The sequence below is a fragment of the uncultured Vagococcus sp. genome (genome assembly GCF_963518325.1).
In the GTDB taxonomy this organism is placed as follows: Bacteria; Bacillota; Bacilli; order Lactobacillales; family Vagococcaceae; genus Vagococcus_D.
On the sequence record NZ_CAUQJB010000002.1, the window covers coordinates 1 to 21,712 of the forward strand.

A 21,712-nucleotide genomic window follows, 5' to 3' on the forward strand; every position below is an offset into this window, starting at 1 on the left:
AACATGTTTAGTTGTCTTTGTCAACAACTTTTTTATTATTTTTCAAAAGTTTTTTCTCAGTGGAAGTAATTTACTTCTCCATGCGACAACTTCATAAGAATAACATAACATAGTTGACGTTGTCAACAACTTTTTTCAAGAAGTTTTATTTTGTTTTTCTTGTTGGTCACATCTCAGCGACATGTAATAATATACCAAGTCTCAGAGGAAATTGCAACTATTATTATCAGTTTTTTGACAAAAAAATGCAAATGCGAATAATGAATTTGAAATCGACTTTTTCCTTCGTAATCCTTGCAATTTAACTCCCTTTACGCCGATGATTATTTGGCTCTGACCTTTAAGAGATAAATGGGTTCTAATGACAAATTAAAATAACAAACTCTTTTTGTTTACTTTAACTAGTTGTTCGTCTTAACTTTTTACTGATACTGTTCAATTATTTTAAGATAAATTCCTTATCCCTCTTCTAAAATAGTTCGTACGTATGAGCTGCACGCCATTTTGTAACTAACCAATCACCTTAACTCTAAAATTAGTCGAAAAAAGACCATTCTCTTTTAACAAAAGAACAGTCTAACTTTTATTGTCATAAGCATTATTGTTTGTTTTGACAGTCTGGACAAACACCATAAAGCTCCATACGGTGTTCATTGATTTTAAACCCTGTCAATTGCTCCGTAGCAGCCTCCACATCTTCAAGACCTGGATAATACGTATCAACTATTTTGCCACAGCTTTCGCAAATCGCATGATAATGTCGTTGCGAGCTGAAATCAAAACGACTTGAAGCATCGCCATAAGCCATCTCTTGCACAAAACCTATTTTTGTAAATAGACGCAAGTTGTTATAAACGGTTGCCACACTCATACTCGGAAAACGTACAACTAGTGATTTGTATATTTCATCGGCAGTTGGATGGGTGTGACTTTCAATTAAATACTCTAAGATGGCATAACGCTGAGGTGTAATCCGAATATCAGATGCCTTCAAGCGATTAATCGCCTCTTCTACTTTTGAATGAGCCATAGCGTTCCCTCCATTTCCTGTTATTACTACTATCATACTATTTAATTGGCCTTATTTCAAGGAACTATTCCTAACTAACAATGATTCTCAACTACTTAAGAAGACCATTCTGATCGAAGGCAGCCAAAATGTAAGGCATCGTAGTACGTGCCTTGATAATAACGGACGCCTCGGAGTCGTCCCTCTAATTGAAAATTAAGCTTATTTGCTACTTTGGCCATACCAGGATTCCCAGACCAAGTAGTCAAACCTATCCTCTGAATTAGAGGTTCTTGGTAAAATAGGCGATCCACCCATAACCTTAAAGCTGCAGTGGCGTACCCCTTCCCCCAATTGGTCTCTTCAAAGATGGCGATCCCCACTTCTAACCAGCGAGTTTCTTCATCCACCCAGTAGTAATTAACTGCGCCAGAGATTTTTCCTTCTATATATAGGCCATTTACTTGTGGAGAAAGAAAGAAGTCACTTTCTGTCAATTCAAATCGCTCAAAAGATAAGGGGTGATAGTCATGTAAAAATGGTGCGTCATAATTAACCCAGACAGGATGTTCCCCTCGGTAGCTAATCTTCCACAAATCTCTTAATTCCGATTTAGTAATCGGTCGTAATTCAATCATCCTGTCCCCTCCCACTTTCAAATCACCCATTATTTAAGACAACGGCTAAAAAAGAACAGGCTATTAGGCACTGCTCTTTTAGTTTAGCACATAACTAGTTAGAAGTGGCTTATTTTTCGTATAAAGCAGTTGATAAATAGCGTTCGCCATTATCCGGAACGATGGCTAGTACTTTTTTACCTGCCCCTAATTCTTTCGCAATATCCAAAGCGACTTTAATGGCAGCTCCAGAAGAAATACCAACAAGTAAGCCTTCGTTTTCTGCAACTTTACGACCTGTTAAAATAGCCTCTTCGCTGGAAACCGAAATTACTTGGTCATAAGCATTCGTATCTAAAACATTTGGCACAAAACCGGCGCCAATTCCTTGAATTTTATGAGGATGGTGTTCTTTACCTTGAAGTACTTGAGACTCTTCAGGTTCAACTGCATAAATCTTCGTTTCTGGATGAGCCACTTTTAGCACATGACTTACCCCAGTTACTGTTCCACCTGTACCGACACCAGCAACAAAAGCATCTAACGGTGTATCAGCAAAAGCTGCTAAAATTTCCTGACCCGTCGTTTCCTCATGGATTTGGGCATTTGCTGGATTATCAAATTGCAAAGGCATAAAGAAGTCATCCTGTTCCGCTAACTCGGTAGCTTTCGCGATAGCCCCTTTCATCCCTTGTGCTCCTGGAGTCAAAATTAATTCAGCACCATATGCTTTCATGATTTTTTGACGTTCCACACTCATAGTATCAGGCATCACAATCACTGTTCTGTAACCTTTAGCAGAGGCAACCATCGCTAACCCAACACCAGTATTACCACTTGTTGGTTCCACAATCGTAAAGCCAGGCTTTAATCGCCCATCTTTTTCCGCCACTTCAATCATCGCTAAAGCAATCCGGTCTTTCACACTACCGCCTGGATTAAAAAACTCTAGCTTCACATAAACATCTGCACTGCCAGTTGGCACGATATGATTCAATTTCACGATAGGGGTATTGCCGATTAAGTCTACTACTGAGTTTACAATTTTAGTCATTTTTAGTTTCCTCCATATCTGATAGTTAATCCATTACTCGTTAGAACGCCCAACTAAGCATTAACATCCGACAATCGAACGAGGAAAAATGGCTGATAAACGATTAATTCCCATGTCATCCATCTCCTTACCTGATCTAGCAAATCGCTGTTATTAGACATACTAACCTAAAATAAGGAAGATTACCACTAAAAACCTCTGATTATTGGGATTTATATCAATAAAAGATTATATAAAACTTAAGTTGTTATTTCTTCGAATAATTTTAGTTGTAATTCCAGAAAGACATGTTACAATTGTTACAACAAGGTTACTGCAACATTAATACCTCGGAAGAAAGGGGAGTGACTCCCGTGAATAGAAAGCTGATCATAACAGCCTGTCTCGTCGCAACACTATGCCTAACTTTGCCAAGGCAATCTTTTGCTGATGACACTAGCAGTTCAAGCCAAGTGATTCCTACAGAAGAAACAAGAACTACACAATCAACTGCTGAGTCAACATCCAATACAAGTCACACAACGAGCGACACGACAACCGAGTCGACAACCAGCGATACAACGGCATCCACTGCTGAATCAACTGCCACTAATCTACCTGAAATTCGTTCGTTGGATGGTCAGGACGATTCCAGTTATGGCAAATTCACAAAAGGGACGCCCGTAACAGCGGAAGACTTCAGACCGATTATCGAAGGAATTGAATCATTCAAAATAAAAAACATTTCCTTCATTGATACTCCGCCAGCTATGGATAAAGCTGGATTAACCAAGGTTAATTTGTTAATCGTCACCGATCAGGATGAAACAATTAAATACACTTATACCTTCCTGACTAAAAACAATGAAGCGACTATTAAAGTCACTGATATTAAATTTGATTCCGAAAAGAATCTACTCTCATTTAAAACTGACCCAAGTTGTGTGGCATATGTTACAGCAGATACCGATAAAGGAACTGCTGAAATCTACACTCACGAAGACGGCATCGTGGCTCGTCAATACAAAACGACGCCCAATCGAATACAAATCATTGTCCTTGATTTAAAAGGTAATTATAGTGACATCATCGATTTTGATGTCGTGGCAAATGACGTCTCCAAAAACGAAACCGAGCCTGAAAAAATAACAAGTTTACAAGATAAAGCCGAAAAAGTAAAAAACGATCGCGATAAACTCCCACAAACCGGTGAAGCTATTGCCAAGTATGGTTTAGTTGGGGGGGCAATTATTCTTCTGGCCATTGGAATTATCGTTTACAAACGTCGCAACTAACCATTTCTGGTGCCTGACTTAGTCAGGCACCTTTTTTAGAATTTTAGCACTCGGGATACTTGCTTATTTAGATACGCACCCGTTACTTCATCGCGCCCCTGAACAAAATAGCGCTGTTCTGAATCTTCTGAACGGCCGATTTCCACAAGTTCGCCAATCTTCCCCTTTTTATGACGGTCAATGATTATGGCTAATTCAGTGTCAGGAAAATCAGACAACATGGAGACATCACCATCACTGTCCCCTGCTACCATAATCGGGCCACTATTTTGATGGCGGCTTGCAATCAGTTCCTTAATGGTCAGGGTTTTTCCCACCCCCTGTGTTTGAGCAAATTCGTCATCCAACTCTGGTAGCATTCGCCCACCTTGTTGCTTTAGACGCATTCCATAAACATCTTCAGTAGCTAAACCATAGCCAAATTTTCGACTCGTTGCAAAAGGTAAAATAACTTCTCGATTAGAAGCAGAGACAATGTAAACTCTGATACCTTTCTCAGTCAATTCTGCCATCAGTTCTTGCATTTCTGGAATCAATCGAATCCCTCTTTTAAATCGAATGCTAACTTGACCACTTTGACTACCGTATGCCTCAGGGCTCTCCCATGTCTCATAGGATAAGGACCTTGTCAGCTCCTCTGCTAGGGTTGCTTCCACCAAATCATGAATCTCCTTGGCTGTTTTACCAGCTAAGAAGTAAGTCACCCACGGATAACTAACGTCCGCTGAAAAAGAGTCACCAATGGCATCGTATAAAAATCGCATTTTCGTGATAAACTCCTGATAAGCCGCAGTCCCTGTTACATCAACTGAGCGTTCTCCCTCCCTACGACTAGCCTGATATAACAGCCTGTAACTTGCGACTATATCTGCGGCCAAAAGCTCCACATTTAAAGCCTTTCCCTCTAGGTTATTCCAGGTCTTAAACGAGTCACTGGGAATTCCCTTAACTAAAACCTCGGCTAATTCCTCGGGATTCAACTCAAAGCTTAACTCCTTTAACTGATAATTAAAAACCGCTTCACCGATATCATTGATAATGCATGTATTGTCCCAATCAAAAACGACATACTGCTGTTGATTTTGCTGCTGATCAATTAATTTACATAATTTACGATAGATTGACTCTTCCCAATTGCCTTTTCTCAACACGCCCTCATCCTCTCTTTTACTCTAGTATAACAAGGCTCACTTGCTTATGACAGAGCTTTAATGTAAAGTTTTGTCACTATCTTTGTTTGATTTCTGTCAACTTTACCAAATAATTACACGACTGCACCACTATCCTTCAGGGCACTAAATTATCAAAGACTTTCTTTTTTTGTTATACTCAATTAGGTAGCTTTTCGCAACAAGTCTTGTGACTCATAAGAAAATCAAGCCCACAGGAAAAAGGAGAAAGTATTCATGAAAAAAGCACTTATTGGAATCGGCGTAATCATTGGCCTAGTATTAGTCGGTTATTTAGGAAATATTGTTCTAATGGCCGTGGGAGGGTCTGTCGGTAATAAAATTATTGACGCCATACCGGAAAAAGATCAGTACTTTACAAAAGATCAGGAGACATTCGTGACACAATTAGATGGTACCTGGGTTCAGCAGAGTGACACCGCAAATAAATTCCCCTTGACCTTTAAAACAACCAAGGAAGATATCGCCATCATTCAAACAGATGAGGATAACCTAGTTTATCCTGCCAAACATGTCAAAATCGATAAATCTATCTTTATTTTGTATAATTTGGGCCAAAAACCGAACATGGAATTAGAACTAATTGACTCTGACACTCTGTCAATTCCTAATTTAAATGCCACCAATGACACACAACCAAGCAACCCCGTCATTTGGAAACGACTTAAATAATAAGATAAGCTGCACGAGGCGTTGCTGTTGCTCTTATTGCTTTATTACGTTGTCCGTTGTTTCTACGCATTAAAATGCTAGAACAACGGCACCACTTAAAATTTGTTGCGATTGAAGCGTAGTGATGTCTCATGAAGCTAGATCCAAACTATGATATAGAGAAAGTTAGATATTTTCCTATTAAGTGACAAAGAGCCCCTAGGTATAACCTTCGAGGCTCTTTTTGTTAGCCATCCGTCTCGACCACACGAACGAACATTCTTATATTAAAATAGAGAGACGGATTGGCACAACAATGATTGATCACTTTGGTATCAATGTCAGCAGTTTTGAAAAAAGTAAAGCTTTTTATCAAACCGTTTCAGTCACTCTCGATTGTGAATTACAGCATGATTCTGGTGTCGCTGGCGGAACTCATAACGCAGCACCCGGCTTACGCTCTCAGTATCATCCAAATTATCATGGACCATTTGTTTATGATCCAGATGGCTATCATATTGAAGCTGTTTATCATGGTGAATAACCCGAAACATCAATGCCAAATCACGCTCTTTTAAAAAAAAAAATCATAGAAATACCACCAAAACAAGGAATTCACTTACGTGATTTGATGGTATTTATCTATCTAAAAATTCGTCCCTAACTGCATGCTTAGGATGTCCCCCCCACTCCTCTACTTTTCTTTAATCCCTTGATCCTGTTCAGAGACTTGATGCAGGTGAGTTCTTACACCATCTTCTGTCCTTACCCCAATAGACTCATAAAGGATGATCCTTTTCGCATTTGGGATAACAGTCTATCCCCTTTATGAGTGTAGACAAATTTCATCTCAATACCAAAGGTTTTCCGAGATGAATGCCGTTGTCTCTTCTTTCACATGACAGGACCCCTAAAAAATCACTACAACCACCATAATCACTATTACTTTTTACTTCATGATCCAGCTCCCTCTCCTCTTCTCAAATTCAGCAATCCATATAAAATAACAATACCATACTTTTTCTGAGGTCATAATAATCGACTTTTAACAATGAATTAGCTTCTCATAAGTGAAACTTACGATCAAAAAAAAAGAATTAAATAAAAAAAATTTCCCAGCAGCTGACAGCCGAGGGAAATTTAAGAATCTCATTATTTTTTTCCAATAAATCAAAACCCTTGCTACTTCTTGTTATCGTCCTCGTCCATTTTCAAAACAGCCATGAAGGCTTCTTGAGGAACTTCTACAGAACCAATTTGTTTCATACGTTTCTTACCATCTTTTTGTTTCTCAAGTAACTTGCGTTTACGAGAAATATCCCCACCATAACATTTCGCCAAGACATTTTTACGCAATGCTTTAATATCGGAACGAGCCACAATTTTTTGACCAATAGCCGCTTGAACCGGCACTTCAAATTGTTGTCGAGGAATTAATTTTTTTAATTTCTCAACAATCGCTTTGCCACGCTCAAAAGCAAAATCTTTATGGACAATAAAGCTCAAGGCATCCACTGTTTCGCCATTCAATAAAATATCCATCTTCGATAGGCGACTTGATTTGTAACCGGTAATTTCATAATCCAATGAAGCGTATCCTTTGGTACTAGACTTTAGACGATCAAAGAAATCAAACACAATTTCTGACAAAGGCAACTCATAGACCACATTGACACGGTAATCATCTAAGTAATCCATTGTCACAAAATCACCACGTTTACGCTGGGACAATTCCATCACAGCTCCAACATAATCATTTGGCACCATAATAGAGGCTTTTACGTAAGGCTCTTCTACGGAATCAATCACACCTGGTTCCGGGAATTCCGCTGGATTATCAACCACAACTTGCGTCCCGTCTGTCTTATTAACATGATAGATAACTGAGGGTGCTGTTGTGATCAATTCCAAATTGAATTCGCGCTCTAAACGCTCTTGAACGACGTCCATATGCAATAACCCCAAGAATCCACAACGGAAACCAAAACCTAAGGCTTGAGAGGTTTCCGGTTCAAAGTCCAAGGCTGAATCATTCAATTGCAACTTTTCCAAAGCCTCGCGCAATTCATTATACTTTGAAGTGTCAATTGGGTACAAGCCACAGAATACCATGGGATTCATGCGACGGTATCCAAACAATGCTTCATCAGCCGGATTGTTGGCAAGGGTAATCGTGTCTCCCACTTGGGTATCTTTAACTGTCTTGATTCCTGCCGTGATATAACCAACATCGCCAACCATTAAACGGTCACGAGAAATACCTTTCGGTGAAAAAACACCTACATCGATAACTTCAAACTTTTTACCGCTTTGCATCATCATGATCTCATCGCCAGGTTTAACCATCCCATCCATGATTCTAACGTTTAAGATTACCCCACGATACGTATCGTAAATAGAATCAAATATCAAAGCTTTAAGAGGTGCCTCAATATCACCCATTGGCGCCGGAACTAATTCAACGATTTGTTCCAGAATGTCCTCGATTCCAATCCCCGCTTTAGCACTAGCAAGAACCGCATCACTAGCATCAATCCCCACTACATCTTCAATTTCTTTACGAACTTTTTCCGGATCAGCTGCCGGCAAGTCAATTTTATTAATCACTGGAATAATTTCCAATTCATTGTCAATTGCTAAATAAACGTTGGCCAACGTTTGAGCTTCAATCCCTTGAGCTGCGTCCACCACTAGAATTGCTCCTTCACAGGCTGCCAAACTGCGAGACACTTCATAAGTGAAATCCACATGACCAGGCGTATCGATCAAATGGAAGATATACTCTTCGCCATCTCTGGCAGTATATGTTAACTCAACTGCATTTAATTTAATCGTAATACCACGTTCTCTTTCCAAATCCATGGAGTCAAGCAGTTGATCTTGCATTTCTCGGTCAGAAACCGTTTCGGTTTTTTGCAAAATCCGATCGGCCAAGGTGGACTTACCATGGTCAATATGCGCAATTATCGAGAAATTGCGAATTTTTTCCTGTCTTTTCTTCATTTCTTCTAAATTCATTATATATTCCTACTTTCTATTCAATCAGCACTCTTGATTATAGCAATCTTTAGGCCACTTGAAAAGTCTTTTCAACTCAAGAGACCAGACTCCGATCCTCACCATCATATTTTTCCACTATTAGCAGATAATTTGGTATAATGAGAAAGTATACTGAATGCTTAATGGATTATTCTATAAAGCTTTTCCATCGTATTAACTATAAGTGAGGGAATAACATGAATCGAGAGCGAATACGTGATCGACTGACAATCAAACCAGTCGAAGTCAAACATTTAACACAATTTAATGAATTACTACGATATGTCTTCCAAGTAACAGATTCAGATATTGAAGAAAGTGGCTATGAAGATGGCAGTGAAGTTGCCAAAGCCAAACGCCCAGTTTTAAAATCAGCCGATGTCATCGGTTGGTTCGATGATAATGATACCTTAGTTTCCCAATTAGCCATCTATCCTTGTGAAGTCAACATTCATGGTGAAATTTATGCCATGGGCGGGATTACGGGTGTGGGCACCTATCCGGAATATGCTAGTCTAGGCTTAATGCAAGATTTAATCGAACTGGCACTTGAAAAAATGCGAGCAAAAGGTCAGTGGATTTCTTATTTATATCCATATAGCATTCCTTATTACCGCCGCAAAGGTTGGGAAATCATGTCGGACATGATGACCTTTAGAGTCAAAGATTCCCAACTCCCCAAACAAGTACCGGTCTCAGGATCCGTAGAACGACTGGAAAACAATCATCCTGATGTCATGGCCGTCTACGATCAATTTGCCCGTAAAAACCATGGCGCCATGATTCGTACCGCGCTAAACTGGGACGAATACTGGCGTTGGGAAAATGAAGAGGAACGGATTGCTGCCGTTTACTACAATGCTGAAAATCAGCCAACAGGGTACTGCCTATACTGGATTGCCGAAGAGGTCTTCCATATCAAAGAAATGATCTACCTTAATCAAGAAGCGCGGATTGGGTTGTGGAATTTTATCTCTGCTCATTTTTCCATGATTAATTATGTGGAGGGAGAAGTTTATCGAAATGAACCCATCGCCTTTCTCTTTGAAGACAGCGAAATGAAAGAAACGATTTCCCCCTTCTTCATGGCCAGAATCGTTGATGTTAAAGAATTTCTGCAACGGTATCCGTTTGACAGCACTGTCAAACCTTTCCACTTTGTTGTAAAAGACCCAGTAGCCACATGGAATAACGGCGTCTTCGGCCTAATCTGGGATGAAGATGATCAAGTGACCATAACAAATGAGCCAATTGGCAAACCAGTCAACTTGGATATTCAAACTCTCTCCACCATGTTTATGAGCTATAAACGACCAACTTACCTTCACAATATCGACCGAATTGATGCTGACAAAGAAACCATTCGTTCATTGGAACGAATCATTCCAAACGAAACTGCTTACTTCAGCGATTATTTCTAAAACAACTTACTCTTTTAGAGACGACGGTTCATCATTCGCCTCTAAAAGAGTTTATTTGTTTATAAAAAAAAATAACCGTTACCATCCGCAAAAAACAAACAATTAACCTTGAACATGTTTTTTCATTCGTGAACCTGTTCAATTTGCAGTGAAAATCAACACACTCACGAAAAAAACTGCTATTATGTGCCATATGGATTCCAGAAACCCATGAGCAACTTAATCGGTCATCAGCAATTATCAAGGCATTGTTCTCAGATAGGCGCTTAACAACAGTTCAAACATATTTAAAGTATTGCCATAAAACAAATGAGGAGCGTGCTGTTCACTAGAAAATTGATTAGCAGTTTTAATCTGAATCGCTAAAGAAGAGGCTTTAGCAATCGTCGATTGAGGATTACCGGTAAAACTAATGACATCGATTCCATTCCCTTGAGCCCGTAAAATAATTTCTTTTAAAGACGTCGTCTCTCCCGATTCCGAAATGGTCAGGACTAATGTTTCCTTCAAAAAATCTGGTTCCAGTAATTCTAAATGAGAATTACTGATACTGCGAAAGCCATGGATGATCAAACTTTCATTGACATAATTGGAAATGATTTGAGAAAACCCTGATGCCAGTATCATGATGTTGGCTTGGCGGTAACGACTTAACAACACACTAAATCTTTCTTGATAAGCGGGATAGTCAGTAACACTAACTTGAGAATTTTCAGGTGAATCATTCTGCCCCATTCCCTCCTTAATTTTAAAGACCAGCTCTGTATAGCCAGAGTAGTTCATCTTTTTCGCTAAATTAACAATGGTGGCAGGGGAAGTGAAACACTGTTTGGCAACCCCACGTATCCCCAGGTCTTTTGTTTCTGACAAATTTTCCTGCAGAAACAATAAAATAGTTTGTTCCGTTTTGTTTAAGCGATATTTATTGATTAATGTACTAATATTCATGCTTTTCACCTCTGGAATATCATATCACATTTTTAGAAATGAGGAAAAATAATGACTAACACACACGATTATATTGAAGATCCATGGGCCCGAGTCATCACTCGAAACGGCTTACAAGGGGATGAAGTCGTTTCCGGCTTACAAAAATCCATTCGCCGTGGCTTAACAAAAGAAGCTTGCGAGTTCGCTTATGAAATGTATATCACCTCACCCCAGTTTGAAGAAAAATTATGGCGTCGTCTTTTAGCTATTTCTGTGGAAGATATTGGCATGGGAAATATCCAAGCTGCACCGATTATCAATAGTCTCAATCAAATGCGCAAAGAATTCGCCTATAACGAATCGGATCGAGCCATGTATATTTTCCATGCCATCCGTCTGCTAGCAGAATCTGAAAAAGATCGCTCCACCGACTTGTTGAAAAACATCGTGATCAAAAGCTTCGCCATGGGATACGTTCCAGAAATACCAGATTTCGCCTTAGATAAACACACTGTTCGCGGTCAAGCCATGGGTCGAGATTCTTTTCACTTTCTTAATGAGGCCAGTAAAGTCATTCCAGAAATGCCAGTCGATAATGGCTACAAAGAAGCCTATGCTAAAATCTTGGAAACCTACGATCCCAAGAAGGTCGTTGAAAGTGCCTTTAACTTTAATTCATGGCAAATTTAGGTAAGGAGAAGAGACAAATGACTCAAAAAAAAACTTTGTTGGAAAAGCTCGATCATGTTCTATCACCTATTGGTACTAAGCTAGGAAATCAAGTTCACTTGAAGTCGATTTCCAGCGGTATGATGTTTGGTTTACCTTTTATCGTCGTTGGGTCCCTTTTTTTAATCATCGCCAACCCACCAATTAATATGGACTTGTACAACCCTAATACGGCTGGTTTTATCCTTCGATTTTTAGCTACTTGGAAAGAGTTTGCCATAGAAAATTACGACCAAATCACAGCTCCTTACAATATGACCATGGGTATTTTTGGCATCATCTGCGCATTCGGGATTGCTTACTCACTGGCTCAAGAATACAAACTTAATCCAGCCATGAATGGTATCATCTCCATGTCTGTCTTTATTTTAGTAGCTGCCAATAGTCAAGATGGACAAATCCCCATGGAATACCTTGGCTCTAACGGCCTTTTCATCGCCATCATTATTTCTCTATTAGTGGTAGAAGTGGCCCGCTTAATCGAACGATTCAACTGGAAAATATCGATGCCTGATTCAGTTCCACCGGCTGTCACAACCTTTATTAATTCTTTATTGCCACTGCTAATCAATATTGTGATTTTTCATGGATTAAATTTAATCATTATCGCTCTGACCGGCAAAATTCTACCGGAATTTATCATGAGTGTTCTGACACCAGCATTAGATATTGCTGGTAACTTGTGGGGCTTTATCGCCATTGTGACATTTGGCAATCTTCTTTGGCTTTTCGGAGTCAATGGTTCATCCATTGTTTTTCCAATTTTATTTTCGATCGGCATTGCCAATACCGGATTAAATGGTGATTTGGTCTCATTAGGAAAAGATCCCACTATCGCCATGAATTTACAGATGTTTCGCATTTCAATTTTCGGCGGAGCTGGAGCCACACTGGGACTGCTAGTTTGGATGTTATGGAGTAAAAAGGCTCAGATTAAAACTCTCGGGCGACTTTCTCTAGTCCCTGGTATTTGTGGTATCAACGAACCGATAATTTTTGGCATGCCTATTGTTTTCAATCCGATTTTGGCAATCCCCTTTTTACTTAATCCGATCATTAATCTGATATTAACCTATTACGCTCAACTGACAGGCCTTATTTCTATGGGATACCTTGTGGACCCTTCTTTTACCCCCTTTTTCGCTCAGGCTTATTTAGCCACAATGGATTGGCGTAATGTGGTTTTCTGGTGTGGATTAATCGCGATTAATGCTGCTGTGTATTACCCATTCTTTAAAGTCTATGAAAAAAATCTTAATTAATCAAGCAAAAAAAAGCGATCCTAAGATCGCTTTTTTTTACTCTTCCATTGCTTTAGTTTCAAAGACTAGCTGTTCATCAACGACGGTAACCGTCACTTGACTCTTCGGTCCGACACGACCAGAAACAATTTCTTTTGCTAATGGTGTCTCCACTTCACGGGTGATGAACCGTTTGATTGGACGAGCCCCGTAAATCGGATCATAGGCATTTTCCGCAATCCACGCTTTTGCAGATTCAGAAATGCTCAATTCAATGTCCTGATCAGCTAGACGAGTAGACAAGTCGCGAGTCATCTTCACAATGATATTCTTTACATCAGCTAAACTCAATGGTGTAAAGAGAATCGTATCATCTATCCTATTTAAAAATTCTGGTTTAAAATGAGCTTGCAACATCCGCATCACTTGCTCATTTGTTTCTTCTGGAATATGTCCATCTTCAGACACCCCTTCAAGCAATAGCTGTGACCCAATATTACTGGTCATAATTAAAACAGTATTCTTAAAGTCCACAATCCGCCCTTTAGAATCGGTTAAACGACCATCGTCCAAAACTTGTAACAAAATATTAAAGACGTCGGGATGAGCTTTTTCAATTTCATCCAACAAGACAATCGTGTAGGGACTGCGACGAACAGCTTCCGTCAATTGACCGCCTTCTTCATAGCCAATATAACCTGGAGGAGCTCCAACTAAACGAGAAACACTGTGTTTTTCCATGTACTCACTCATGTCAATCCTCACCATATGTTCTTCAGAATCAAATAAGTTTTCTGCCAAAGCTTTGGCTAATTCTGTTTTACCAACACCCGTTGGTCCCAAGAACAGGAAGGACCCTAAAGGACGATTTGGATCTTGTAAGCCAGCCCGAGAGCGAATGACCGCATCTGATACAGCATCGACAGCTTCTTCCTGACCAATAACCCGTTGGTGTAAGGTCTCATTCAAACGTAAAATTTTATCACGTTCTCCTTCAACTAAACGGGTAACTGGTATCCCCGTCATCCGCCCCACAACTAATGAAATCTCATTATCTGTGACCGCTTCTTGTACAAGACGGTTTTCTGAGGCTTCATTTTTGGCTTCCAATTCTTTTAATTCAATTTCTAATTTAGGGATAGTGCCATGACGCAAGACAGCCGCTTGTTCTAAATCGTAATTATTTTCAGCCTCTTCCAACGCATGTCGAGCATTATCTAACTCTTCACGTTTCATGCTGACTTTATTGACTTCTTCTTTTTCAGTTTCCCAACGCATCTTCATGGCATTGGTTTCTTCTCTAAGTTCAGCTAATTCTTCTTGAAGAACTTCCAGACGTTTTTTGCTGGCATCATCATGTTCTTTCTTCAGAGCAGCTTCTTCAATTTCCAACTGCATCAACCGGCGTGTCACTTGATCCAATTCTGTTGGCATGGAGTTCATTTCCACCCGAATGGTTGCGCAGGCTTCATCCACCAAATCGATGGCCTTATCTGGCAAATAACGATCAGTAATGTAGCGGTTAGACAAGGTAGCCGCCGCCACTAAAGCATTATCATGAATGTTCACGCCATGGTGAATTTCAAACCGTTCTTTTAAGCCACGTAAGATGGAAATCGTGTCTTCAACTGTCGGTTCTTTGACCAATACCCGTTGGAAACGACGTTCCAATGCTTTATCTTTTTCCATATACTGTTGATATTCATCTAATGTAGTAGCACCAATACAATGCAACTCACCACGAGCCAACATCGGTTTCAATAAATTCCCGGCATCCATGCTGCCTTCAGTTTTCCCTGCGCCGACAATGTTATGAATCTCATCGATGAAGAGAATAATTCGACCATCACTCTTCTTAACTTCTTTTAAGACCGCTTTTAATCGCTCTTCAAATTCACCACGGAATTTAGCCCCGGCTATTAGGGCGCCCATATCCAAAGAAAAAATCGTTTTATCTTTAAGATTTTCAGGCACATCTTTTCTAACAATCCGTTGAGCTAACCCTTCAATGATCGCTGTTTTACCAACCCCAGGTTCACCAATTAAAACGGGATTGTTTTTTGTTTTACGAGATAAAATCCGAACGACATCACGGATTTCTTCGTCACGCCCAATAATTGGATCCTGTTTGCCACTCTTAACAGCTTTATTTAAATCGATGCCGTATTTCTCTAGAGCTTTATATTGTTCTTCTTGATTTTGGGACGTCACACGATCCCCTCCTCTTAACTCTTCAATAGCTTGACGCAACGTTTTTTCTTTTAGCCCTTGAGAGGTTAAAAATTTAGTCAAGACATAATTTTTTAATTTCATCAAGGCTAATAAGACGATTTCAGTAGCTAAATACTCGTCACCAAATCCTTCACGCAATTTATCTGCTTCTTGTAATAAGTTAAATAGATTTTGACTCAATCCCTGACCATATTGAACATTTCCTTCTACGACAGGTAACTTGTCCAGCGCTTCATCTACCTCTCTGACAAAAGCATCCATCGGAATACCTGCCTCCTGATAAAACTGATACGCAAAATGATCTGGTTGTAGAAAAATTTTCCACAAGTGAGCAATGTCTATTTCTTGATGTCGGCGTGTCACTGCTACTTGTTGGGCAGCCGCAATCGCCTCTTGTAAAGTTGTTGTCATTTTTTCCATATTCATAGTTCTGACCTCCTGTTTAAAAGCTTAGTATAGTACGATAATAATCGACTATCAAAACTAACACTAATACATAGTTAATTTTGAAAGCTTGTGCTGACAAAGCCCTATTATTCTAATAGTAATAATACTTTAACTTCATCACAACTCATATTATATCAAATTGGTCAGTAATGGTCAAAGAATAACCATCAACATTTGACTATTTTTTATTAAAAAAACTAGAGAGATTCCCTCTAGCTTTCCGTTATACTATTTTAACACGTAATCGAGTGCTGCATTCCTAAACTCAAACCATTAAAAACATTATCATCCAAAATTCTTTTAGCAGAATTATTTTTGCACCTCTTCGTGAGAGACCTACTCCTTTTATCGACTTCTTAACTCACGTAAGTGCTCTCCTAAAAAATCACCCCCTCAACAAATGAGTGACGCTACCGCTCATTTTATAACACTAAAAACCAACTCAAACAACTTATGTAGATACACCTTAAACCTCTTAAAATAACTAAATTCAGAGTGAGTATACCCATCACTCATCCTTTCGAAAAATCAGATCTATTTTTATTACCTTTTTCACAACTTGTCACACATTACAATTACAATCAATAAATTAATAATACATATATAGTTAACAGTTAGACTTGTCATCAAAAAAAGAGGCAGCATCACGCTCCCTCTAAAGCTACCTTTTCTTAATCAAAACCTTCATCCATTAAGTATCCTTCGGCTTGTTCTTTGGTCTTAAAGACAGCTTCAACCGCACCGCTGGACATTAGTACTGTCCACATATAGTCACCATACTGCAAGGTTAATTTATCCCCGTTGCTGTCACTCCAAATTTCCTCATAACCATTTTCGTACCCATCTTCAGTTAGGCGCAGATAGGCAATTGCCTCTTCTACTAACTTAGTGATCTCTTCTTTTGACCCTTCCATTACGGAAACATAACCATCCTTAGTTTCTTCTTTTGGCAAATAGCCAGCAAAAACAAAGGCATTACCGCTTTTCGGATGTAAGTATTTTACAACCGTTGTTTTTGGTACGGCACTTTCTTCAAAATGGTAATTCAAGCGATTCATGGAAACAGCTTGAGCACTTAATTCAGGGAAACTTTCAAATATTGCTTTTTTTTCTTCAAATGATAACACAGTTATTCCTCCTTAAAATATGATGACCTGACCTACGTTCACTCAGCCAAACTCATCCTGCCTAATACCTGATATTTCTATGTCTTTGTTTCTTTTAATTCAAGAATCTCTTCTTTCAATTCTTGTTCTTTGTTTCGGGCAACGTAAAGCATACCAAGCAGTACAGGTAACACATAGGTCCCAAAACGATACAACAATAACCCTGAAGCCGCGTCAACTCTGCCAACTAAGGGACTAAATAACAACACAAAAATAAAATCAAATGAACCTATTCCCGCAGGACTTGGAATAATTCCTCCTACTACGGACGCCATGGCTACAAGGGACATCGTCAAAACTAGTGATAGCTGATGTTCATCTTGAAAAATCATGTACGGCATAACATACCATGGAACGAGCTTAAGAACATTAATTCCGACTAATTTAATGACATTCGTTCGATCCGTCATAATTTCTCGAACCGTTTCTCTCAAAGTTTCAATCTGCTCGTTAAATGAGGCGATTCGCTTTTGAGCTTTCTCAGTCTTAAAAAAGCGATTGGCTAAGGTCATTAACCACTGATGAAAACGTTGATTGGCCGAGGCTAAAAAAAGCACAAACACAACTAAACTAGTGACGGCTAAACCGATAATAACAGCTGGAATCATGTACGACATCTTAGCCAACAAGATTGGAAATGATAGCAGTAACCCAGTTAAACTCATGCTAATCACCCCAAGTTTATATAACATCATGTGAATTGACGTGACACCCATGCTCTGAGATGTGGTCAAGCCTCTTTGCCGAAAGTACATAACTTCAGCTACTAAGGTACCTGCCCCAAAGGTAATTACTCGATAAAAGGCTGGGTAGCAAAAAGCAAAAAAACCTTTCGAAAATGTCAGCTTTAAATTAAATGGTGCCACAATCCGTCTGTAATTATAGCCTTCTAAACACAAAAACAACAAACCTAACAAGGTAACGCCCGTTAGCACACTAGGCTTTGTTCGTCCAATTTGATGGAATATGTCCCCTAAGGAATTTTTCATAATAAATAAAATGACTACGATAATAACACTGATCAATAAGAAATTTAAGAATAATTTCCCCTTTGGATGTTTCTTCATTACTAAACCCCTTCATGTTACTAAACCATTCATTAAGCCTATTTTACCAGATTTTCATCAAACTACCTAGACAAATACAAAGAGTGTGAGTCATCAGGCCCACACTCTTTCTACAACTAGCTAAATAGTTACCTATCAAAGGTCGATAATAATAATAACACACTTAAAATCGTACCGAGAATAAAGCTAATTTTATATCTTAACTTGTCTTTTTTTTGATTAAACATATATTGACCAAGTAAGCCGCCTAAACCCCCACCAACAATTCCTAAAAGTAAGTATTGCCAGTCTGGAACTAGCCAACCACTTTTTTGATCTTGGCCACGACCGATGTACATTAATAAAAATAAATAACCATTAACCAACACCAAATAAAAAGGAATTGGCGAACTACTAAACACTATGCTTGCTCCTCATTCAGACGAGCGATTTCCACAATAACATCAGTCGCTTTTTCCATGCTTTCAACTGCTACAAACTCAAAACGACCGTGCATGTTTTCGCCACCAGCAAAAATATTAGGTGTTGGAATCCCCATATAAGAAATCTTCGAACCATCAGTTCCACCACGAACAGGTTCAGTGTTAGGTTCAATCCCTAATTTAACCATGGCCGCTTTCGCCAATTCGATGATGCTCATATCTTTTTCAATAATATCACGCATATTGTAGTATTGATCATATAAATGAATCTTAATCCGTTCTTCGTCAAAACGGCTGTTAATCTTTTCCTGAATTTCCGTAATCAATCCTTTACGACCTTCAAATTTTTCACGATTATGATCGCGAATAATATAACTCATAGTCGCTTCTTCCACGTTACCAGTCATGGCCATCAAATGGAAAAAGCCTTCATAACCACTGGTTTTTTCAGGGACTTCATCCGATGGTAACCCTTCGTTAAACTCGATTGCCAAAGCTAAGGCACTGATCATCGTATCTTTGGCAGTTCCCGGGTGAACGTTTTTTCCTTGAATGGTAATGTCCGCTTGAGCGGCACTAAAGGTTTCAAACTGTAACTCTCCCACTGGTCCTCCGTCCATCGTATAAGCAAAATCAACATCAAAGCCCTCAGCATCAAAATTATTAGCTCCTGTCCCGATTTCTTCATCTGGGCCAAAGGCCACTTTAATTTTACCATGTTTAATTGACGGGTCTTGAATCAAGATTTCCATAGCGGTCATAATTTCAGCAATTCCCGATTTGTCATCTGCACCTAAAAGAGTCGAACCATCGGTTGTAATCAGCGTTTGCCCTTTGTAGTTACTTAAGTTAGGGAAATCTTTAAGGGTCAATTTAAATTTGCCCTCTTTATCTAGAGCAATATCTGATTGGCCATCATAATTTTCTACAAACTGAGGCGACACGCCTACTGCATTAAAATCAGCCGTGTCCATATGGGCAATAAATCCAATACTTCTAACTTCTGATTTATCTGTATTACTTGGCAATTCAGCTGTTACAAAGCCATTTTTTTCATTATAATTCACATCTGACAGACCAATTTCTTTTAATTCCGCCACTAAGGTTTGGGCAAAATCAACTTGCGTTTGAGTTGATGGAACTGTCGTGCTCGTTCCATCAGAGCGTGTTTCTGTTTCAACATAACGAATAAAACGAGGTACTAAATTTTTATACATGTGATGATCTCCTTTTTTTGAAAAAGTAACCTCAAATAACTAAGGTAACCATTTCTATATTTTAGGGGCTGCCCCACTTTACCACATTTAATAATAACGAAACGGATTGGTGTCTTCTTTCGATTCAATAAAGGTAATGTTCCAATTATTTTCTTGTTTCCACTGCTCAAATAAGGTCAGACAACGTTCTTGACACAGGACTTCAATATGATGACCAGGATCAATAACCGATATCCCTTCCGCTATCATATCATGAGCTGTATGATAATAAACATCACCGGTTATATAAACATCGGCATTGGCTTTAACGGCATCACGGAAAAACTTTTCACCACTGCCACCACAAATCGCCACTCGTTTAACCAGTTTATCGGGATTGTCCGAAATTAAGCGCAGACCCTCTAATTGGAAAACCTCTTTAACTTGTTGAACAAACTCAACTAAGGTTAAGGCCTCTTCCAAATCGCCTACTCTACCTATGCCAAATTGTTTAGGGGGATTAGCCAAATAAATCAAATCATAAGCAGGTTCTTCATAAGGATGGGCCGCCAACATGGCTTTCACAATTTGATGACGCTGGGTCTCCAATAACATAACCTCAATCTTTGTTTCAGCCACGACTTCCCCTTGATTCAAGCTGCCCAGATAAGGTTCGGCATTCCCAACTGGTGTAAAGCGACCTTCTCCAGCCATCGAAAAACTGCAACCACCATAATCACCTTGTTGCCCTGCACCCGCCTTCTCTAAGGCTCCTCTAACAGATTCAGCATGGTCAGTCGGCACAGTCACAGACAACTTAAGATAAGGCACTTCATGAGTGACCTTTAGAAAGTCAGTTTCACCTATCTTTAACAGCTCGCAAAACCAATCATTTAAGCCATCTTCAACTATATCCATATTGGTGTGGATCGCATAAACAGCGATATCATGTTTAATGAGCTCACTGTACATCTTATTTTGCGGATCATCGACCGTCAGCCGTTTAATTGGCCGGAATATGGGAGGATGTTTCGCCACAATTAAATCCACCTCTTCGCGAACCGCTTCAGCTACCACTTCTGGTCTGACGTCTAGGGTCATCATCACTTTCGAAATCTGTTTGTTCAACGTTCCTATATGTAACCCAACCGGATCATCTGACTCTGCTAAAGCAGGCGGGAAATACTGATCCAACCGCTGAATAAACTCAGTTCCTAACATACTCATTTCTGACTCTCCCCCTCTTACTTATGGGTTCTCCTTTTACTTAGGGAGCCCATGGATTTTGTTTCCTTATAATGCCTCAATCAACTTGATCATGTGAGTCATTTCCGCAATTTTTTCTAGCTGTGGTTGTCTGGCTTGCTCCAGTTGCTTAAGCACTCGTTTTCTATTTAATAAATCAGCCTGCCATTTTTCTTTAAATAAATCAGGGTAGCCAGTCCGAAGAAAGACGCCAAATGTTAAATCCGCTAAACTATATTTAACTGTCTTAGCCACTTTTTCAGCCACGATAATCTCATAAAAACGGCCGTCTTCCATGACAAGTGTTTCAGCTATTATCTCATAGGAATGATTCATCAACCAGGTACGCAATGTTTTTTCACCAACATTTGGCTGTAAAATTAAGCGCTCTTTACCATTTAAGCGACCACTTTGATGCCCTCGCTCCAAGATATCACTTATTAGAGAGCCTCCCATTCCAGCAATTGTAATCGCACTAATGTCATCATCTGTCACAATCGCATCGAGGCCATCGCCCAAACGAACGGTGATGTATTGATCTAACTTCCGTTGTTTCACTAATTTAAGGGCAGCCTGATAAGGCCCCTCAACCACCTCACCTGCCACAGCGTACTCAATCTGTTGATTGAGTACAAGCCAGGCTGGTAAATAAGCATGGTCGGAGCCTATATCGGCAACTCGATCGTTTTTTCTAACATAATGGGCAACACTAGCAAGTCTTTTTGAAAGCTTTTGTTCGTTCATAATTATCGTTCCACACCTTTAATTTCTTTATGCCCATT

Annotated in this window: 19 protein-coding genes; 6 read left to right on the forward strand and 13 right to left on the reverse strand. The window is 39.4% G+C overall.

The genetic code is table 11. The annotated features are described in order from the left end of the window. Positions 1 to 598: 598 nt before the first annotated feature. The 3 genes from RWN13_RS01920 to cysK form a co-directional block, all read right to left on the reverse strand. On the reverse strand, positions 599 to 1,030 hold the full coding sequence (locus RWN13_RS01920; protein ID WP_314059928.1) for a Fur family transcriptional regulator: 432 nt from the start codon (positions 1,028 to 1,030) through the stop codon (positions 599 to 601). A 95-nt stretch (positions 1,031 to 1,125) separates the two neighbouring features. After that, positions 1,126 to 1,647 carry a GNAT family protein gene (locus RWN13_RS01925; protein WP_314059931.1) on the reverse strand — a complete coding sequence of 174 codons (522 nt, stop codon included), beginning with the start codon at positions 1,645 to 1,647 and terminating at the stop codon, positions 1,126 to 1,128. 109 nt (positions 1,648 to 1,756) lie between these two features. Beyond that, positions 1,757 to 2,680: a cysteine synthase A gene (gene cysK, locus RWN13_RS01930; protein WP_314059934.1), complete on the reverse strand. Its 924-nt coding sequence runs from the start codon at positions 2,678 to 2,680 to the stop codon at positions 1,757 to 1,759. 353 nt (positions 2,681 to 3,033) lie between these two features. Between cysK and RWN13_RS01935 the strand changes: the two genes are divergently transcribed. Next, positions 3,034 to 3,954 carry an LPXTG cell wall anchor domain-containing protein gene (locus tag RWN13_RS01935; protein WP_314059938.1) on the forward strand — a complete coding sequence of 307 codons (921 nt, stop codon included), beginning with the start codon at positions 3,034 to 3,036 and terminating at the stop codon, positions 3,952 to 3,954. 35 nt (positions 3,955 to 3,989) lie between these two features. Here RWN13_RS01935 and RWN13_RS01940 read toward each other — a convergent pair whose 3' ends face one another. Further along, a complete protein-coding gene (locus tag RWN13_RS01940) occupies positions 3,990 to 5,102 on the reverse strand; it encodes a haloacid dehalogenase-like hydrolase (RefSeq protein ID WP_314059941.1) in 1,113 nt (370 codons plus the stop codon). Between the two features lie 258 nt (positions 5,103 to 5,360). Here RWN13_RS01940 and RWN13_RS01945 point away from each other — a divergent pair, with 258 nt between their 5' ends. After that, positions 5,361 to 5,816, forward strand: coding sequence for a hypothetical protein (locus tag RWN13_RS01945; protein ID WP_314059943.1), 456 nt, complete (start codon positions 5,361 to 5,363; stop codon positions 5,814 to 5,816). A gap of 223 nt (positions 5,817 to 6,039) precedes the next feature. Further along, complete coding sequence (locus RWN13_RS01950) at positions 6,040 to 6,339, forward strand: hypothetical protein (protein WP_399553623.1); 300 nt, start codon at positions 6,040 to 6,042, stop codon at positions 6,337 to 6,339. A gap of 638 nt (positions 6,340 to 6,977) precedes the next feature. Here the strand turns inward: RWN13_RS01950 and lepA are convergent. Further along, entirely contained in the window at positions 6,978 to 8,813 is a 1,836-nt protein-coding gene (gene lepA / locus RWN13_RS01955; RefSeq protein ID WP_314059945.1) for a translation elongation factor 4, read from the reverse strand. Positions 8,814 to 9,031: 218 nt separating this feature from the next. Between lepA and eis the strand changes: the two genes are divergently transcribed. Then, the gene (eis, locus tag RWN13_RS01960) at positions 9,032 to 10,255 is read left to right on the forward strand and encodes a GNAT family N-acetyltransferase (RefSeq protein WP_314059947.1); all 1,224 of its coding nucleotides are present in this window, start codon (positions 9,032 to 9,034) and stop codon (positions 10,253 to 10,255) included. A 240-nt stretch (positions 10,256 to 10,495) separates the two neighbouring features. Here the strand turns inward: eis and RWN13_RS01965 are convergent, their stop codons facing one another. Continuing rightward, positions 10,496 to 11,203, reverse strand: a complete 708-nt coding sequence (locus tag RWN13_RS01965) for an SIS domain-containing protein (protein ID WP_314059949.1) — start codon at positions 11,201 to 11,203, stop codon at positions 10,496 to 10,498. 51 nt (positions 11,204 to 11,254) lie between these two features. Here RWN13_RS01965 and RWN13_RS01970 point away from each other — a divergent pair, with 51 nt between their 5' ends. Together RWN13_RS01970 and RWN13_RS01975 are read left to right on the forward strand one after the other, a co-directional pair. Next, complete coding sequence (locus RWN13_RS01970; RefSeq protein ID WP_314059951.1) at positions 11,255 to 11,875, forward strand: hypothetical protein; 621 nt, start codon at positions 11,255 to 11,257, stop codon at positions 11,873 to 11,875. A gap of 17 nt (positions 11,876 to 11,892) precedes the next feature. After that, complete coding sequence (locus RWN13_RS01975; RefSeq protein ID WP_314059953.1) at positions 11,893 to 13,176, forward strand: PTS transporter subunit EIIC; 1,284 nt, start codon at positions 11,893 to 11,895, stop codon at positions 13,174 to 13,176. 36 nt (positions 13,177 to 13,212) lie between these two features. Here RWN13_RS01975 and clpB read toward each other — a convergent pair whose 3' ends face one another. The 7 genes from clpB to RWN13_RS02010 form a co-directional block, all read right to left on the reverse strand. Beyond that, positions 13,213 to 15,813 (reverse strand): ATP-dependent chaperone ClpB, encoded by a 2,601-nt coding sequence (gene clpB, locus RWN13_RS01980; protein WP_314059956.1) that lies wholly within the window; start codon positions 15,811 to 15,813, stop codon positions 13,213 to 13,215. A gap of 692 nt (positions 15,814 to 16,505) precedes the next feature. Next, positions 16,506 to 16,961, reverse strand: coding sequence for a hypothetical protein (locus tag RWN13_RS01985; RefSeq protein ID WP_314059958.1), 456 nt, complete (start codon positions 16,959 to 16,961; stop codon positions 16,506 to 16,508). 77 nt (positions 16,962 to 17,038) lie between these two features. Next, entirely contained in the window at positions 17,039 to 18,067 is a 1,029-nt protein-coding gene (locus RWN13_RS01990; protein ID WP_314059960.1) for a lysylphosphatidylglycerol synthase transmembrane domain-containing protein, read from the reverse strand. 128 nt (positions 18,068 to 18,195) lie between these two features. Beyond that, positions 18,196 to 18,468, reverse strand: coding sequence for a DUF1294 domain-containing protein (locus RWN13_RS01995; RefSeq protein ID WP_314059961.1), 273 nt, complete (start codon positions 18,466 to 18,468; stop codon positions 18,196 to 18,198). After that, complete coding sequence (gene pepT, locus RWN13_RS02000; RefSeq protein WP_314059962.1) at positions 18,468 to 19,706, reverse strand: peptidase T; 1,239 nt, start codon at positions 19,704 to 19,706, stop codon at positions 18,468 to 18,470. Before pepT ends, RWN13_RS01995 begins: the two co-directional genes overlap by 1 nt. Positions 19,707 to 19,793: 87 nt before the next feature. Further along, on the reverse strand, positions 19,794 to 20,912 hold the full coding sequence (locus RWN13_RS02005) for a Nif3-like dinuclear metal center hexameric protein (protein ID WP_314059963.1): 1,119 nt from the start codon (positions 20,910 to 20,912) through the stop codon (positions 19,794 to 19,796). Positions 20,913 to 20,978: 66 nt separating this feature from the next. Next, positions 20,979 to 21,674, reverse strand: coding sequence for a tRNA (adenine(22)-N(1))-methyltransferase TrmK (locus RWN13_RS02010; RefSeq protein WP_314059965.1), 696 nt, complete (start codon positions 21,672 to 21,674; stop codon positions 20,979 to 20,981). Between the last annotated feature and the right edge of the window lie 38 nt (positions 21,675 to 21,712).